At 56.5% G+C, this 17949-nt stretch carries 14 protein-coding genes; all 14 read right to left on the reverse strand.

What is annotated here, in order from left to right; translation table 11 throughout:
- Positions 1–89: 89 nt before the first annotated feature.
- The 14 genes from B1C80_RS10445 to B1C80_RS10515 all read right to left on the reverse strand — a co-directional run bounded on the left by B1C80_RS10445 (position 90) and on the right by B1C80_RS10515 (position 17948).
- Entirely contained in the window at positions 90–989 is a 900-nt protein-coding gene (locus B1C80_RS10445; RefSeq protein ID WP_077921032.1) for a carbohydrate kinase family protein, read from the reverse strand.
- A 12-nt stretch (positions 990–1001) separates the two neighbouring features.
- Positions 1002–2333: a sugar porter family MFS transporter gene (locus tag B1C80_RS10450; RefSeq protein ID WP_077921033.1), complete on the reverse strand. Its 1332-nt coding sequence runs from the start codon at positions 2331–2333 to the stop codon at positions 1002–1004.
- A gap of 303 nt (positions 2334–2636) precedes the next feature.
- Positions 2637–3350, reverse strand: a complete 714-nt coding sequence (locus tag B1C80_RS10455; RefSeq protein ID WP_077921034.1) for an outer membrane lipoprotein-sorting protein — start codon at positions 3348–3350, stop codon at positions 2637–2639.
- A 50-nt stretch (positions 3351–3400) separates the two neighbouring features.
- Positions 3401–5959, reverse strand: coding sequence for a TonB-dependent receptor domain-containing protein (locus B1C80_RS10460; protein WP_077921035.1), 2559 nt, complete (start codon positions 5957–5959; stop codon positions 3401–3403).
- A 117-nt stretch (positions 5960–6076) separates the two neighbouring features.
- On the reverse strand, positions 6077–6835 hold the full coding sequence (locus B1C80_RS10465; RefSeq protein WP_077921036.1) for a LytTR family DNA-binding domain-containing protein: 759 nt from the start codon (positions 6833–6835) through the stop codon (positions 6077–6079).
- Positions 6832–7941, reverse strand: a complete 1110-nt coding sequence (locus B1C80_RS10470; RefSeq protein ID WP_077921037.1) for a sensor histidine kinase — start codon at positions 7939–7941, stop codon at positions 6832–6834. The genes B1C80_RS10465 and B1C80_RS10470 overlap by 4 nt, the downstream gene beginning before the upstream one ends.
- Before the next feature lie 295 nt (positions 7942–8236).
- Positions 8237–11020: a substrate-binding domain-containing protein gene (locus tag B1C80_RS10480; RefSeq protein WP_077921161.1), complete on the reverse strand. Its 2784-nt coding sequence runs from the start codon at positions 11018–11020 to the stop codon at positions 8237–8239.
- A 164-nt stretch (positions 11021–11184) separates the two neighbouring features.
- Positions 11185–12144: a LamG-like jellyroll fold domain-containing protein gene (locus tag B1C80_RS10485; RefSeq protein WP_077921039.1), complete on the reverse strand. Its 960-nt coding sequence runs from the start codon at positions 12142–12144 to the stop codon at positions 11185–11187.
- 161 nt (positions 12145–12305) lie between these two features.
- A complete protein-coding gene (gene dgoD / locus B1C80_RS10490; protein WP_077921040.1) occupies positions 12306–13475 on the reverse strand; it encodes a galactonate dehydratase in 1170 nt (389 codons plus the stop codon).
- A 10-nt stretch (positions 13476–13485) separates the two neighbouring features.
- Complete coding sequence (gene eda / locus B1C80_RS10495) at positions 13486–14154, reverse strand: bifunctional 4-hydroxy-2-oxoglutarate aldolase/2-dehydro-3-deoxy-phosphogluconate aldolase (protein ID WP_077921041.1); 669 nt, start codon at positions 14152–14154, stop codon at positions 13486–13488.
- A 5-nt stretch (positions 14155–14159) separates the two neighbouring features.
- A complete protein-coding gene (locus B1C80_RS10500; RefSeq protein ID WP_077921042.1) occupies positions 14160–15167 on the reverse strand; it encodes a sugar kinase in 1008 nt (335 codons plus the stop codon).
- Positions 15168–15177: 10 nt separating this feature from the next.
- A complete protein-coding gene (locus tag B1C80_RS10505; RefSeq protein WP_077921043.1) occupies positions 15178–15888 on the reverse strand; it encodes an MBL fold metallo-hydrolase in 711 nt (236 codons plus the stop codon).
- Entirely contained in the window at positions 15885–17135 is a 1251-nt protein-coding gene (locus B1C80_RS10510) for an MFS transporter (protein ID WP_077921044.1), read from the reverse strand. The genes B1C80_RS10505 and B1C80_RS10510 overlap by 4 nt, the downstream gene beginning before the upstream one ends.
- A 3-nt stretch (positions 17136–17138) precedes the next feature.
- Positions 17139–17948, reverse strand: coding sequence for an SDR family NAD(P)-dependent oxidoreductase (locus B1C80_RS10515; protein WP_236648710.1), 810 nt, complete (start codon positions 17946–17948; stop codon positions 17139–17141).
- Position 17949: the final 1 nt, after the last annotated feature.

Raw genomic sequence — 17949 nt, forward strand, 5'->3', positions numbered from 1 at the left:
AGAGGGTATTGATTGATGAGAACAAACAGGGCCTGTCCGATAAGCAGGCGGCAATTCCGCACAGGCCCGTTTAGATAATCAAGGTCGGGTTAGCAACCCGGCACGGCAGATCGCTCAAGAAACGAACCAATTGTCGCTTCCGTAAATGAAGGCGTTGCGCCTTGCTGTGTGGCTACGTAAGCCCCGGTCGCACAGGCGAAGGCCAGCTTGTTCCGGGGCGGTTCGTTCTGTATCGTTTTATGCAGAAAAGCCGCCAGAAACGCATCTCCACTTCCGATCGTGTCGGCCACTTCGACCGGGAAACCGGATTGGGTATAAAATCCTGTTTGATCGAGTAAAGCCGCCCCGTCGGCACCGAGCGTTACACAGAGCGTTTCGAGCTGGTAGCGATCGTAGACTTGCTGCATGGCCGGCCGCAAATCGGTTTCGCTCTGGTACCAGTCCGTAATTTCAATCAGTTCATGCTCGTTAAGCTTAGCCATGTCGGCCTGGTGTAGGAGGCTCTCAACCACCTCCTGGGTATAATGGGGCGCCCGGAGATTTACGTCAAAAACTTTCTTTTTAGCCACTGCCAGTAGTGTCTGGAGGGTAACGTGAGTCTGATGGCTGCGGGCGGCCAGGCTCCCGTAAATAAAATAGTCACTCTGACGGACCACCTCTACCAGGCCCGGTGCCAGCCGGATATAATCCCAGGCTACAGGCATGACAATCTTGTAGGTAACTTCACTGGAGTCGGAGACGTTTGCTTTGGCCACTCCCGTCAGATGCGACTGGCCCGTCTGTACCAGTTGGGTGGAGATTCCTTTCTGCTCAAGAAAATCCAGGAGTTCGCGGCCCAGTTCGTCGGTGCCAACGCGACTGATCAGCCGGGCATTGAGGCCGAAATTGCGCAGGTGGGCGGCTACGTTCATGGGCGCGCCACCCGGTTGTTTACTGGTGGGCAGCACATCCCATAGAACTTCGCCAAAACAAATTACGGTAGGTTTCATGATACGGGGGGATTAATGAACAACAAACGATTTACCGACCTGCTCCAGGCTTGTCCCTTTGGTTTCGGGCATGTACTTCCAGACAAAGATGAGCTGAACGACCATCATCAGGCAGAAGAACAGGAACGTATGGGCACCGCCGATCGCTTCGGCGAAATAAGGAAATGAGAACGTGATGATGGCAGCCATCAGCCAGTGGGTAAAGCTGCCCAGCGCCTGACCCTGCGCCCGCACCTCGTTCGGGAAAATTTCGGAGATAAATACCCAGATCACCCCCCCTTGCGAAAAGGCAAAAAAGGCGATGTAGACGAAGAGAAAAATGGGTACCGACAGACCGCCGAAGTCTTCGAGATAGAATGCCCGGGCTACCAGACCCAGTGTTATGATCAAACCCACGGACCCAATAAACATGAGGGTTCTGCGGCCAAACCGGTCGATCAGGTTCATCGCCAGTAAGGTAAACAGCAGGTTGATCACCCCGATCCCGGCCGACGATAGCAACGCAGAACTTTTACCCAGACCTGTCATTTCAAAAATACGGGGGGCGTAATAGATGATGGCGTTGATGCCCGAAACCTGGTTGAATACCGCAAACAGAACGGCCAGCATAACCGGAGTCCGATACCGGGCCGAAAAGAGCTTCGCTTTCTGCTGGCTGGCCGTTTGAGTAGCGCTCAGCTGGAGAGCCACAAGGGTTTCGGTATAGTTTTCTTCATCGATGAGTTTGAGCACCTCGCGGGCTTCGTCCACGTTTCCTTTGCGCAGCAACAGCCAGCGTGGACTTTCGGGAATGTTCAGCACGGCCAGCAGGAACAGCAGCGAGGGCAAGGCCTGTACGCCCAGCATCCAGCGCCAGGCATTGTCGCCAATGTCCTGCAAGAGGTAGTTAGACAGATAGGCAATCAGGATACCTAGTACCACATTGAACTGAAACAGCGCTACCAACCGCCCCCGCGACTTGGCGGGTGAAATTTCGGTGATATACATGGGCGCTGCCACCGACGACGCCCCTACGCCCAGTCCGCCCAGGAATCGGAATACCAGAAAGGTACCCCAGTCCATGGCCAGCGCCGTGCCCAGCGAGGAGACCAGATACAGAACAGCAATCCAGAAAAGGGTTTTCCGACGCCCCAGACGCTCGGCCGGTATGCCGCCCAGCATGGCCCCCAGCACCGTTCCGACCAGCGCCATGGATACCGTCAGGCCATGCTCCCAGACGCTAAGCTCCCACAATCCCTGCAGGGATTGCTCGACGCCGGAGATGACGGCCGTATCGAAGCCAAATAAAAAACCACCCAGAGCGGCCGTAATCGACCAGAAGAAAATACGCTGTTGCTGACTCATACCCGACCGAAAAATGTCATTTAATGAGTCAAAGGTGTAGAATTATCTTCCGCTGCGCTTGCAGTATGCGTTCTGTTTCTTTCGAAATCGGATATTATCACAGTACGCTATAAATCAGCCATTTGTAGGTTTATACACCTTATCGACTTTCATTAATGATACGCTGATTTTTTGTTTTGTTACAGCGCTGTTCACAACGACTGAGGGCTGGAACAAGCGGGGCCATAGCCCAACCTTGTTCCAGCCCTCGTACGAACTCCTTATGGACCGGCGTTTCCGGTCGGTTCCTGCTAACCCGGCCGTTTATTTAGCGGGCTTCTTGAAAATTGCTTCGTCTACGTTGCCGTTAACGGTTACTTTTTCGGTGGTGAAGGTCAGCGTGCCCATCTGGCCGGCTTCCATTTCCATCGTCTTCGGAAATTTGATACCGTCCGTCTCTTTGTAGTCAGACAGCATAATTTCGCCCATCTGACCATTCATCGATCGTTTGATCTTACTGACCATGTAGGTAGTCGCATCGATGTACTCATCGTAAGGCTGACCGTCTTTGCCGGTTACTTTGAGGTGATACACGTCTTTGCCGTCTACCTTCTCTTTACCGACCAGTTCGAGCTGGGTACCCTTCTCTTTGTAGCCCAGCAGCGGGAACACATCCAGCTGACCCATCTGCTGCTTCAGCTGATCGGCCGGCATATCTTCCGGATCGCCCGTGCCGCCCATCATAGCGGGCCGGACCATCCAGCCCGAACTACCATCTACCACCTGGATCATGGAGTTACCCATAACGGTCGACTCGGACCGGGAGGCTTTACCCAGCACCAGGGTCGTCTTGCTGGGGATATCCATACCCTGCACCGAAATCGACTGCTCCATAACCAGGGTTTTGACCCCTTTCAGTTTATCGGCGCCACCGAGGGCCGCAATGTGTTTGTCTACGATCTCATCTACCGATTGCGCAAAGGCACCTACAGTAGCAAAAAGGGCCAGGGCTGAGGCCAGAAACGGGGTTGTTTTCATTGTGTTCGTGAATTTTCGATTAGTAAGGTTAACATGGGTTTCAGAACGCATTACTGACGGGGCTGTCCGCCACCGGTCGTGCCACCCGACTGGGTTTGACCGCCTTCGCTCTTCACGTCGTCGTTATTGACAGAGCGGGCTTTTTTGCGGGGGGCCTCCATGGTCATTTTCCCAATTTTGTAGGTAAACGTCAACCGGATGCCCCGGTTATACAGGTATACGTCGCTGATCTGGCTAAGTTGGGGAGAATTTAGGACAGTATGAATATTGAAGCGGTCGTTCAGGAAATTTTCTGCGGCCAGCCCCACGCTACCCTTCTTGTTGGCGATGTCCTTTTTCACGCCCAGGGTGTAGAACCCAAAGCCGCCCTGGCGTCCCTGCAGCTGTACCTGAGAGCCCTGCAGGAAGCCAAACGCCTGCACGCCCCAGCCTTTGCGGAACTGGGCCGACGCAAACGTACCACCGCTCACGTTAAAGCCATCGTTAGTCAGCGTTTTGGAGAGGCCATCGACACCCAGTTCCTGGCCGGTCAGGCTGGTATAGAAGGTGTTGAAGAAGATGCCCACGTTGATTTTAGAGGTTACCGCCACGTTTCCGAAAATGTTGGTGCCGTAGGTATACTGGCGACCGATGTTCTGATAAGTCGTTACGATAGCCCCGGGCAGCGTATCGGACGGTTGCCGCACCTGCGTGATGGCGTTGTTGGTTACCCGACCGAAGAAACTGGCGTTGATAAACGTTTTCTTGATGGTTCTGCTCAGGGCCAGCTCAAAGTTATTGGTCAGCTCGGGCAGCAGCTCGGGGTTACCAATCGTTATGTTCTGCGGGTTAGCCGCGTTGAAGTTCGGGTTCAGCTGCTGCAGACCCGGCCGCTGAATCCGGCGGTTAAAGGCCAGCTTGATCGAGGTTCCTTTTATGGTTTTCGACGCATTCAGGCTCGGAACCAGCACCCCGTAGTTGGCGATACCCAACACACCGCTCTCCCGGGTACTGGCGTCGATGAAGGTATGCTCATAGCGCAGGCCCCCTTTCAGGGTGTAGCGGTTCTTGGTGGTGTAGGTATACGAGCTGTAGCCGGCCGCAATGTTCTGGTGATACAGCAGCTCGCCCTGGGTGCCGTTCGTTTCGGTTCTGAAATCGCCCGTTGGCCCGGCTATCAGGTAGCGGTAGTCGCTGTTGACTTCCCGCAGGATGGCTTTTCCGCCAAACTCGAGCAGCTGGTTCTTTTTGATCGGTGTCTGGTAATCGGTCTGGAGGGTAAACTCCTCATTGATGTTTTTATTCAGGTTCCGCTGCCGGCCGGTGAGGGCTCCGGTGGTGCCGAGCAAATCCGCGTCAAAGTTGTTGGTGAGGTCGTTGCGGCTGTACAGGGTCGAGATACTCCACTCCTGCTGCGGCTTGAACGTATGCAGGTAATCGACGTTGGCATCGACGGTGCCGGAGAGGTTTTTGGCATCGACATTCCGGCTGGCGGTCGAGCTGGGCAGACCGTTGGTGAACAAGCGGGTTACCAGGTCCTGCTGACTCAGAAAGTTACGTACCCCGTAGCGCACGCCCGCCGTCAGGCTCTGGTTTTTGGCCAGGTCATAATCGAAGCCCAGGTTATACTGACCAAACAGCCCTGAACTGGAGCCATCGCCCGTTTGCCGGGTGGTGGTCGTCACGTCGTTGACGCGGCTGGTCTGTTCCAGGCTGGTGCGGGTGATGGTGTTGTAGTTGGCCCGCCCGAAGCCACCGAGCGTAAAGCCCGCTTTGCCTTTGCGGTAGTTGCCGTTCAGCGACAGCGACGAACCCCGGTTACCCACCCCCGAATCCAGATTCAGGTTCAGGCCCTGCAAACTGTTCTTTTTGGTGATGATGTTGATAATACCCCCGGACCCTTCCGCATCGTACTTGGCCGAAGGGCTGGTAATAACCTCCACGGTTTTGATCTGATCGGCGGGAATCTGCTTGAGGGCGTCGGCAACGCTGCTGGCTACGATGGTGCTAGGCTTATTGTTGATCAGCACCCGGATGTTCTGGCTGCCGCGCAGGCTGACGTTGCCATCCAGATCGACGGTCAGCAGCGGCACTTTCCGCAGCACGTCCGATGCATCGCCCCCTTTGGCCGTAATGTCTTTCTCGGCGTTGTAGACCAGCCGGTCTACTTTTTCTTCGATGAGCGCGGCCTGCCCCACCACGTTTACTTCTTCAAGCGTTTTTACGCTGGGGCTGAGCCGGATCACGCCCAGGTCGAGGGTTTGGCCGCTGGTCAGCTTCACGTCGTCGATGGTTTTGTTCCGGAAGCCGACAAACGAGAACAGCAGCCGGTATTCACCCGCCACCAGTTTCGACAGGGTGAACTTCCCTTTATCGTCGGCAACGGCGCCGTCTACGGCTTTGCCGGTTGTTTTGTTGTAGAGGGCAACAGAAGCAAATTCGACGGCTTTGGTCTGGGCCGAGTCCAGCACGTAGCCCGTAATCCGGGCGTTCCCTTTGGGGCTTTGGTCGCCCGCGGTACCAGGCAGTGCTTTGGTTGGTGTGATTCCGCCACCCATTGGAAATTGAGCCCGGACAGACGAGCCGATACCAAGCAGCAGGATAGCGATCAGGTAGATGTGTTTTTTCATGGGGTTGCTTAATGCTGTACAAAGGTGTGCAGGCGCGAATACCCCGGAAACAAAAACAGGACGAACAGCCCGTTAAACCGGTTGGACATCGGTTTATGGCTGACGAATGAATGAGCACTAGCGGCCCAGCCAGTCTTTAAACTCCGACAGACGGCTCATACTAACGAATATCTCCTGCCGCGACGGGGGCGTCAGATCCAGCCGGAGCTTACCCGCCGAGTAGGCCTGAATGGTCTGAATGGCGGGTCGGGCCACCAGAAACTGCCGGTTTACCCGGAAGAACTGATCCGGGTTAAGAAGTCCGGCCAGCTGGTCGAGGCTGTATTCAACGGGCAGATGCTGACCTTCGCGGGTGACCAGAAATGTGGCTTTTTCTTCCGAAACGAAATAAGCCAGCTCCGCTACTTCCACACTGCGAATTTTGGTACCGATGCTAATCATAAACCGCTCTTTGTAGGCAGCCGCCCGTGGTCTCTGCATGAGTTCGACCAGAGCCTGCAGATCGGGCAGCCGGGGAGCGGTTCGAACGGTTTTGAATTTATCCAGCGCGGCCGTCAGCTCGGCATAATCGACGGGCTTCAGCAGGTAATCAATGCTGTTGACCTTGAAGGCCCGGATGGTGTATTCTTCGTAGGCGGTGGTAAAAATGACGGGTACGGTCAGGTTCATCTGCTCGAACAGACTGAAAGCCAGCCCGTCTTCCAGGTGAATATCCATGAACGCCAGATCGGGCTGGGGGTGTTGCCGGAACCAGGCCAGCGCTTCCCTGACCGACGGCAGCTGCGTCAGTATGGTAATGGATGGGTCGTATTTGTGGATCAGACGCTCCAGTTGCCGGGCCGTACGGTCTTCGTCTTCAATGATTACTACGTTCATACGATCAGCGGGATTTTTACAATGAAGTTGCCTGCCTGCTCGCCGTACTCAACCCGACGGTCGGTCAGCAGCACATAGCGGTTCGTGATGTTACGGAGTCCAACGCCGGTCGAGAACTCGGGTTGGTCGCGGGGTTGTATCCGGTTATCGATCACGAGCTCCTCTCCCTGGCTGTAAATCCGGACCTGAAGCGGCTCCCGCACCGACATTCGATTATGCTTGACTGCATTTTCTACCAGCATTTGCAGCGATAAGGGGGCGATGCGGTACTGCTGCTGCACCTCCTGCGGTACATCGACACTGACCTGAAATTTGTTCTCGAACCGGATCTGCAGCAGAAAGGTATACGCCTGAATGAACTCGAGTTCGGTTTTGAGAAGCACCAGATTCTGATCGCGCTGTTCGAGAATGTAGCGATACGCTTTGGACAGGTGTTTGATGAACTGCTCAGACAGGTCAACGTCTTCGTGAATCAGCGACGTGAGAATACTCAGGCTATTGAACAGAAAATGCGGACTGAGCTGGTTCTTGAGCGCTTCGAACTGGCTGAGGGCTGCTTCTTTTTCCAGCCGTTCGGCTTTGAGCTGAACGTTTTTCAGCTGCTGGTAGGCGCGGGCGTTGATGGTCAGGTAAAAGGCAGAAAGCATGATCACCACCGAAAAGCCGTTGTTCGCACGCTGGACGTAGGCCAGGGCTTCGGCGGGCAGCGTAGATGGGTCCGGCTTCGGCCCCGTAAACGGCCGGATGTAATGGATCACGGTGAAGATACCCTGCAGAATAACATGAAAAGCAAGGATGTACAGCATCGCCAGCCCGAGCGATACCAGTATGGCCAGCAGCAACGCCAGCCAGTTGAACTCCAGCAGAAACTCTTCGCCGAACCAGCGAAACAGCTGCCGCTGTATCAGATCCGTCGCGTTTATCCAGATGAAGTACATACCCAGCGCCACCACGCTGAAGCCCACAAAATACGGCAATCCATCCAGCAGGGTATCGGCTGTGCGGGCTGCTTCGGGTAGGTTGACGTACAGAAGCAGCGGGGCATACAACAGCAGCAGCCGGATAGCCAGTTGCCATTTTTGCTTCGAAGTCAGCCGGTTAATCATACAGATGTGTCGATCGTTGGGGAACGGGCAAAGATGCAGGGCGACCGATGAGTCGTCAAAAAAAGGTGGATGAATCCGTCTTTTCCGCCGGTGAACATGGGTTTTTGGAGGAAGACCCGACGGCCCCCGGTCTACTGTCTGGCCACGACATACAGGCTCTGCCTGCCGTCTTCAACCCGCTGACAGGCGGCAGCGTTGGGTTGCTGCAAGTCAGTATCTGGCATTAATCCGCCGGCTGGCCGATGGTACACTATCACGAAAACGGGCTGGTCGGCCGAACGTCAGGCGGGTTCGCTTACGCATTGATGGAAGGCGATTTTCGGTATTCGGAGGGAGTCTGGTGGGTGTGCTGCTTGAAGAAGGTGGTAAAATAGGCGGGCGAACTGAAGCCGGTTTCGAAGGCGATCTCGGCAATGGGCTTGCTAGTCTCCGTCAGTAGCGCCCGGGCTTTCTTGAGCCGGATTTCGGCAAAATAGTCGGCCACGTTTTTCCCCAGCAGGGTCTGGGTTTTGCGGTACAGCTGCACCCGCGACAGCCCCATCTCGCGGCTCAGTTGCTCCACGCCGAAAGACGTATCGGTCAGCTTCTGCTCAATGAGGGCAGTCAATTCGTTCAGGAACTTTTTCTCCTGCCGGTTTTCGGTTTTGGCCAGGTAATCGCCCGTATAGCGCTGCTGCCATTTCTCCCGATTGATAAGGGTGGTATTGATGGTTTCGAGCAGATAAGCCATCTGAAACGGCTTGCTGATATAGGCGTCGGCCCCGGCGCGGGTTCCTTCAATCCGGTCTTCCATTTGCCCTTTGGCGGTCAGCAGAATAACGGGTATGGTAGAGGTACGAAAATCGTTTTTGATACGCTGGGTGAGCTGAAGCCCGTTCATGGCCTGCGCCGTCTGGCCCGACAGCATGATATCACTGATGATCAGGTCGGGAATCGTTTCCAGGATGCGTTCCCAGCCCTGTTCGGCCGTCGATTCGGCCAGCACCTCGAACCGGTCAGCCAGACGGGACACCAGGTATTGGCGCAGTTCGTCATGGTCTTCAACCAGGAGCAGCGTACCCGACTTGCGCGCCCCGGCTTCGGTCACGCCCGTTTCGGCCTGCGCCCATTCTTCCTCCACGGGCAGACCCGGCTGCTGCGCGGGCGCTGGCTCGAGGTCGGTTGGGTCGAGGTGGGCACTCCCCAGCGGAAGCAACAGGGTAAACGTCGTGCCCCGCCCCTTCTCCGACTGAACCGTCAGCTCGCCCTGGTGAAGCTCTACGAACTCGCGCGAGAGCGCCAGCCCCAGCCCGTTTCCCAGCGTAAAGCGGTTTCCGCCGGTATAGAACAGGTCGAAAATATGGGTTTGTTCGTCGGCTGTCATGCCCTCGCCATTATCCTGCACCTGAACGAGTACGGTTTCTGCCTGCTTTTCAAGCCGCACATGGATAAACCCTCCTCTCGGCGTATACTTGAAGGCATTGGACAGCAGGTTGAACAGCACCTTGTCCAGCTTGTCCCGGTCGAACCAGAGGAGCTGTTTCGGTTCGCTGCTGATCAGCCGCAGATCGATCCGCTGCCTGGCGGCTTTTTGCCCAAAATCCTGTACAATATCCTGCACAAACGCGACCAGGTCTTCCGGTCGGGCGTTGAGTTGCAGCTTGCCGGCATCGGCCTTTCGCAGATCCAGCATCTGGTCGACCAGCCGCAGCAGGCGGTACGCATTTTTCCGGACGAGCAGTAGACTGGCCTTTACCTCCCGCGGATCGATCTGCCTGCGCGCCAGCAGGTCTTCGGTTGGGGTCAGAATCAGACTGAGCGGGGTGTTGAACTCGTGGGAGATGTACGAATAAAACCGAAGCTTCTCTTCGGTGGCCTGCCGGGCCTGCCGTGAAACGGCTTCGATCTGGTCTTTCTGCTGCCGGATGGCGTCATTTTGTTGCGCCAGCTGCTGGTAAGCAGCCTGCTTCTCGCGGACCAGGTACAGGGCCCAGGCGCCCAGCACAATTACTACCACCAGGCTGAACAGGGTGATATAGAGCCGGTTTCGCTGCGACGAATAGGTTTCGGTCAGCTGCTGAATCCGCCGGGTTTGCCGCTCGATATCCCGCTGCTGGGTATACAATCGATCGCTCTGCGCTTTCAGGGCCTGCACGTTGGACGCGTCGATCTGGAACGACTTCAGAATTGTTTCGCGCGGTACGGCTTTCCCGTTCAGGATCCGGGCAGCGGCTTCTATAGCTTCTTCGCCCCCCGTGGGGTACAGAAACGTAGCGGTCAGGATACCATCCAATACCAGCTGCATGCCACCCACCGGGCCGGGCAAACCATCGATACCGACAAACCGGATTCGTCGGTCGAGGCCGTATTTTTTACAAACCTGCTGGACGCCCAGCGCCATAACTTCGTTGTGCGCAAATACCACATCGGCCTGTTGCAGCACCTGCTTCTCCCGCTCGGCCAGGTGCCGGGCGGTGTCGCGCTCCCACTGCCCGTCGAGTTCGCGAATGACGCGCACCCCGGGCGTTCGGGCCAGCTGCTCCCGGAAGCCCTGACGACGCTCCTGGGCAGGCGATGACCCGGCCAGACCGGTTACTTCGACTACTGTCCCCTGCCCTTTCAGCAACGAGCCGACGAACCGCCCCGCCAGTCGACCAATCTCGACGTTATCGCCACTGATAAAAGTATTGTACGACGTTGACGTGATGCGCCGGTCGAGCACAATGACGGGTGTGCCTTTTTTGAAGACGGCATCCACGGCTTTGGTAATCGGGGCCGATTCATTCGGGGAAACGATGAGTAGATCGATTCCTTCAGCCGCCAGCTGCTCGATCTGGCGTAGTTGCCGGGCGGTACTGTTGCCCGCATCTTTGTAGAGCAAGGTGTATTCCGGGTGTAATGCCAATGCCCGCTTCATATCGTTAAGCATGGTCTGCCGCCACAGGTCAGCACCGGTACACTGCGAGAAACCGATACGATACGCGGCCTTCGGTTTCGTTTCGGCACACCCCGCCAGAACGAGCAGCAGCCCGGCCAGCAGACTACTGATAAGCCCGCTGATGAATCGGCTGTGCGGTAAACCAAACGTATACTGGATCATGCGCGGGGCAGACAGCGCTGTATTCGACCTGAGCATCGCGTCTGCGTCCTCAAAAATATAGATAAAACCCAGATAGAAATAGCTATTTCCAATCGTCAACCCACCGGGGCAGTTTACACCCGCCCCTGTCTGCTGCGATGCGTCAACGTTTCGTTCCTGTCAGATCAACGCACCAGCCGGGTCAGCTCCGTTGCGCTCAACGCTCGATCGAACACGGCCAGTCCGCCTATTTTACCCGTAAAGAGGTTTCCCATGCCGCTCTTCAGCAGCACCGCCCCAACGGTAAAGTCAGAGCCGTTGTTACCGATTCCGTCCGGAAAAAAATACGGGTTTTTGCTTTGAGTCAGCCCGTCCGGATAGCCGGTCATCCCCCTGGTATGGTCGATCAGTTCGGCGGGTCTGGTTTCAAAAACCCCGTTCATATACGACTTAATCATGTTCCCGTCGTAGGTAAAGGCTACACACACCCACTCGTTGGCAGGCACCGGCTGCTTACTGGCCGAGTAGTCGATGGAGTACGGAAATGGTGGGGTTGGCTTTCCCGTCTTCGATATGTGACCGCACACCTGATCTTTCCCGTTGTAGTAGGGTAATGACACAAACAGCCCGTACTGGCGCTTGCCTCCATCCTGGTACTCGTTCCACATCCCCCCCACAAAGCCCGTTCGTTCGCCGGTCCAGTTGACCCACGCCACTACCGTCACGCCTTGTTTCGGGCCGTGTATATTCAGCGCGCCAGTCCGGGCGTTCGGTAGCGACAGATAGCCCCCCTGCCCAAAACCAGCCGAATAGCCCGAAAGCGGCCCCTCGGTGTAGCGGGGAACCGGGCCGCCGGTTTCAGCGAGGGGAAAGGCAGCTGTACCAACGGCCTGGCGGGACTGCCCCGAAGGCTCCTTAAAATCCCATAGCGCCACCAGCCCCCTGGTCGATTTGATTTTAGTGACCAATGGCTGGTTAGCGGCAGAGGGAACTGGTTTCGATACAGCCTGTGCCTGAACCAGATTTACCGTTCCCACAAGCAAAAGCAGCGTCAGGGAGAGCGTTAGGCAGGTATAAACAAGATGAGTCAGGGGCCGATACGAATCTGAATCGAGCCGGAAGTAGGGAGCTATTTTGTATGTCATGCAGGTTTACTTGTGCTCGAAAGGTGTGTAAGTTGGCACTAACTTCCTGCACAAAAAGCCATTTGACTAGCCTTTTTTACCATTCTGCCAACAAGTTGGAAGTGGAGTACCCGCCTTCCCTGCTGGTATTGTCCGCCCGACTAGTAGTACGTCTCGGCGTTTTAGTTGATGAAGTAGCTCTGAGCATCGGCCGGGCGGATTTCAGTCAGCGTTCCTTTGTAATGTCGCAGCGGGCGCGGGTCGAAGGGGTGTTTGGCAATTTCAGTCAGATTCAGATCAATACCCAGTCCCGGTTTATCGGGAATGATCATCTCGCCGTTCACAAACTGCACCGCTTCGGTCGTAATTTCTGAACGCCAGGGTACGTCGGTATTCATCGTTTCGAGCAGGTAGAAGTTCGGCACACAGGCTGCCAGTTGCAGCGTGGCGGCATTGGCTACCGGCCCAATCGGGTTGTGTGGACAAACGGGCAGGTGATAGGCTTCGGCCATAGCCGCAATTTTTTTGGTCTCGGCCAGTCCCCCCGCGTGACTGACGTCGGGCTGCACAAAGTCGGCGGCCCGCAGTTCAAACAGCGAGCGGAAATTCCAGCGATTATACAGGCGTTCGCCGGCGGCTATGGGTACGTTCACCCGGCGTTTCACTTCAGCCAGTCCTTCCAGATTTTCGGGCGGTAGCGGTTCTTCAAACCAGAGCGGTTCGAATTTTTCGAGCGCATGACCAATCCGCACCGCCGTCGGGATGTCGAACCGTCCGTGTCCTTCGATGATAATATCCGCTTTACCCCGCGTGGCTTCACGCACGGCAGCAACCACCGCCAGGGCTCCATCAAACTCCACCCGGTTCATACTTAGGTAGGCAGCCCCGAACGGGTCCCATTTGAGGGCCTTGAAGCCTTGCTGGATGGCAAAAGCCGCTTTTTCGGCGAACTGTTCAGGGGTTTTAGCCGGAGCGAACCAGCCGTTGGCGTAGCAGGGAACGCTGTCGCGTACTTTACCACCCATGAGCCGATACACGGGCACCCCGAGGTCTTTGGCCGTGATGTCCCACAGGGCCATCTCGACCCCCGACAACGCGCTCATCAGCACCGAACCACCCCGCCAGTACACGTCGCGGTAGGCTTCGTGCCAGAGACGCTCAATGTTGCGCGGGTCTTTACCTACAAAAATGCGCTCCAGCTCGCGGCACTGCTGCGCGACGGTCAGCTCGTTATGTTCCAGCGTAGCCTCGCCGATACCGTAGAGCCCGTCGATATTGGTCATGACGCGCACAAACACCCAATTGGTACGATAGGCGTGACAGATATACGTTTCAATGGCGGTGATCTTCATGGTTAGTCTATTAGTTTACGATTTTTTTCGTGACAGCAACGCAGTTGGCAACCAGTGCCTGGATTTGTCCGTACTCCCGAGCGGCCAGAACCGAGGCCGGAAAAAGCTGCGAGCCCATACCCACGCAGAAAGCGCCGACCGAGAACCAGGACCGCAGGTTGGCGTGGGTCGGCTCTACACCACCCGTTGCCATGAGTTTGACCGTGGGCATGGGTCCTCTGAGGGCCTGAATGAAGGCAGGACCGACTACGCTGGCCGGGAAAACCTTCACCACACTGGCCCCCCAATGGTCGGCCTGAGCTATTTCGGTCGGGGTCAGGGCGCCCGGAAGCCAGGCCGCCCCGGCCTGATGACATACGTCAGCCACCTCCTTACGAATGATGGGCTGAATGATAAAATCAGCATCCAGGTCGATGTACTTCCGGGCCTCATCGGCGGTAAAAATGGTACCGATCCCCAGCGCCAGGTCAGGCATTTCCTGACGAACCAGCCGGACCAGATCCGCAAAAACCAGCTCGGCCTGATCGCTCCGATTGGTGTATTCAAAAACCCGCACTCCACCGGCATAACAAGCTCTGACAACTGAGCGGGCCGTCGGAACGTCTGCGTGGGTAAACAGGGGAACGATGGGCACAGTGGCTAGTTTGGTGGTAATTGCTTCGGGGGTAAACCGGGCCATTCGAGTTATCGGGTTAGTCGACCGGAGGTATCTCCGTTCATGATTGTTTCGATCTCCTCAACGCTGGCCAGGGGCAGGTCGCCATCGATGGTGTGCTTCAGGGCCGAAGCAGCCACGCCAAAACGCAGCGCGGACAGGGTATCTTTTGCCGCGAGCGACGCGTAGATGAACCCCGCCATGAAGGCGTCCCCACCGCCAATGCGGTCCACTATGTTCGGAATATCTATCGTATCCGTGACCAGCAACCTCCCGCCCTGCCAGCACTTGCCCCGCAGCGTATTGTGCGAAGCCGACTGCTGCCCCCGTTCGGTAGTGATAATGGTTGTCAGGGCTGGAAACTGGCCCATCAGCTGCCGACAGACGGACTTAAACGGGTCTTCGTCCGGGCGTGGGTAGATGCCAAACAGCTCGGCCGTATCGTGCGGACTGCATACGATGACCGTGCAGTGTTTAACCAGTTCGGGTATGACTTCAGCGGGCCTTTTCCCCCATTGCCAGAGATTACTTCGATACGCTACGTCCATGGATACGGTAAGCCCCATCCGGTTGGCGGTCTGGGCCGCTTCCAGACAGGCGCGGGCCGCGTTTTCAGAGATAGCCGGGCTAATTCCCGTAAAATGCAGCCAGCTACTCCCCTCCAGAATGGCTGGCCAGTCGAAATCAGCCGGAGAAAGCGTGGCAAAGGCGGAGTGGGCACGGTCATAGATCACCTTTCCGGCCCGAATTGACACGCCTTTTTCGACAAAGAACAAGCCCAGCCGGCGCCCGCCCCGTTGGATAAAGCGCGTATCGATGCCCAGCGATTTAAAACCGTCTACCACAGCGTCGCCTAAATCGGATTTGGGCAACCGGGTCACGTGGACCACCGGCACGGCCCATTTCGCCAGGGCGGAGGCAACATTTGATTCTCCGCCGGCAAAGGCACTTTCGTACGTCGTTGACTGACCAAACCGACGATGGTGGCAGGTCGTTAGCCGCATCATGGTTTCGCCAAACGTTACTACTTTTCGCATCCTTCAGTGATTAAAAGTTAACCGGTACGCCCGGCGGCATCAGTTGCGTTTTGATGCCGTTCTGATGACAGTTTCGGGCAAATTCCAGCGGGTCAGCGGTATTTTCGGCGAACATGCCGTAGTGCATCGGAATAGCCAGGGCGGGCCTGAGCGCACTGGCAACCCGGACCGCTTCGGCCAGATTCATATTACCCAGCCGACCGTTGATGACGATAAACGCAATGTCGATCGATGCGGGGCAAACAGCCTGTATATCGTCCAGGTAAGTATCCGTCAGCAGCGTGTCGCCACTGTAGAAGATGGCTTTGTCCTGCCCGTGGATAAACAAACCAACCGCCAACGGATCGCCGTGGTAAGCCGGCAATGCCCGCAGCCGGAACGCGCCCGCCTGGTAGGCTGAACCAACCGGTAACGGGACCAGCGCTGATTCGTCAAAATCCAATTCGCGCGCCTTCTTCATGACGCTCTGGGGTCCAATGATCCGCGCCCTTGGGTACGTTTGATGGATGACCGGCAAGGCGATGGGGTCGAAATGATCCAGATGGTCGTGCGTGATGAAAATCAGATCAGGGCGGAGGTCGGTAATCGGAACGGGCGCTTCCATGAGTCGTTTGAGGCCCTGCTTCTGCTCGACTATATCACTGTAGAATGGGTCGATGAGCAGCCGCTCGCCCCGGCTCTCCATCAGATACCCGCTTTGACCCAGCCAGGTTACGTTCATGCGCTGACGGGGGTTAAGGGTTGCCGGACCTGGTCTTTCTGAAAATACCACCGGAGCGTAGCCAGTACACAAAGGCCACCCAGCAGATAGGCCAGCCCCAGCGAAGAGAGCCCGTTCGACAAACCGACCGTGGGTTTGAGGTAACCAAGCAGAAACGGAACCAGAGCCGCTATGACGTAGGCAAACATGGCCGACAGCCCTACGGCCGTGGAGCGGTAGGGCGGCTCAATGACCTCAAACAGGGTGGTGTAGAGATTGGCTTCGTACAGGCCCCGGCAAAAACCAAACCCGGCCAGACAAACAAACGTCCAGAACGGGGTGGCGGCCTGCCCCATACCCACAATGAAGGGAACTCCCAGCAGTAAGCCCCCGCTTTGGATGATCAGCCGGTATCGAACCGAGCGCATCGCCAGCCTGTCGGACAGCCAGCCCCCACCCATCACCCCCACAAAGGCGGCAACGTGGTGGTAAAACATAGACGTAAAGCCCGCTTCGGCCACCGACAGCCCAAACTTCTCGTGCAGAAACGTGGGGGTCCATACCGTGTAGCCCACGTTGACAACCACCAGCGTCAGAAAAGCACCGCACAGCAGTCGGGCGGCCGGTTTGCGCAGCAGCGCCAGCAGGGCTTCTTTAAAAAATGCCGTTTGCTCCATTCCTGAAATCGTTGCGGCCAGTGTTGGCGTTGGGCGCAAACGAACGAACAGAATAATCGACAGGATAACCCCGGCACCGCCGAACAGATAGAACGCATTCTTCCAGCCGTACTGCTGGGCAATGTAGCCGCCCAACGCCCCGCTTACCACCACGCCCGCATAGAGCGAGGTCTGGTGAATAGACATGGCCAGTGCCCGCGTCTGGTGGTGATGCTGGCTGATGAGTCCGTTGGCCGCCGGTGCGTAAAACGCTTCCCCGCCCCCCACGGCCAGACTTCGGAGCACGATCAGATGAATCAGGCTGTTACTCAGCCCCGTTAGCAGGGTAGCCGCGCTCCAGAACAATAACGAAAATCCAATGATCCGTTTGCGGCTCAGCAAGTCGCCCGCCACACCCGCCATGGGGATCATTAGACCCAGCGTCAGCGCAAAGAGCGACCCCACCAGTCCGGCCTGCGCATCGGTCAGGCCCAGATCCGTTTTGATGAGCGGCAGCGAAACATTAAAAATCTGCCGGTCGGCCTGATTGAAGAAGAACGCCAGCCAGAGCCAGAGCAGCAGTTCCCAACGGTATCGATCCTGTTTTTTCATTGGCTAGCGCATATTCATTCCACCATTCACATCGAGCACCGTGCCGGTGATGTAGTCGCCCCCTTCGCCACACAGAAACGCCACCGCCAGCCCAACGCTGCGGGGCTTTCCCAGGCCAAGGGGTACGGTAGCACTGAGTTTTTTTGTGCCTTCAACCCCGTGGGTATTCAGCATCAGTTCGGTCTCGATAATACCCGGCGCCACGGCGTTGACGTTGATTCCCAGCGGGGCACCCGTACGAGCCAGGGTTTTGGTCATGCCCAGCATCCCACTCTTGGTGGAGGTGTAGTGCATATGGCCGTACATCGATCCTCGTTCCGCCACTACGGAGCTGATGTTGATTACGCGTCCGTATTGCTGCTCCGCCATCATCATCATAGCCTCTTTGGCGCACAGAAAGCAACTCGTCAGGTTGGTATCCAGCACGTAACGCCAGTCTTCCAGGCTGATCTCGAAGATGTTTTTGTTTTGTGAGGTACCTGCGTTGTTGATCAGGATGTCCAAACGGCCAAAATGCTGTTTAACAGCGGCAAACATGGCTTTCACCTCGTCTTCCCGGCTCACATCGGCCTCGTAGGCCAGCAGATTACGGCCCATTTCCCGAATTTGTTCGGCCACGACTTCGCCGTCGAGGTTGAGTTTTTTGTCATTCAGCACAATGTCGGCTCCCTGCTCGGCCAACACCAGGGCAATGCCTTTACCGATGCCACGCGCGGCTCCGGTAACTAAGGCAATTTTGCCTTCCAGCGGTAAGGGCATCATCCGTTCCGACGAACCGGGTTTGGGTTGAGGGCTTCTCACTACGTTCGCCATA

This window comes from Spirosoma sp. 209 (assembly GCF_002006735.1).
In the GTDB taxonomy this organism is placed as follows: domain Bacteria; phylum Bacteroidota; class Bacteroidia; order Cytophagales; family Spirosomataceae; genus Spirosoma; species Spirosoma sordidisoli.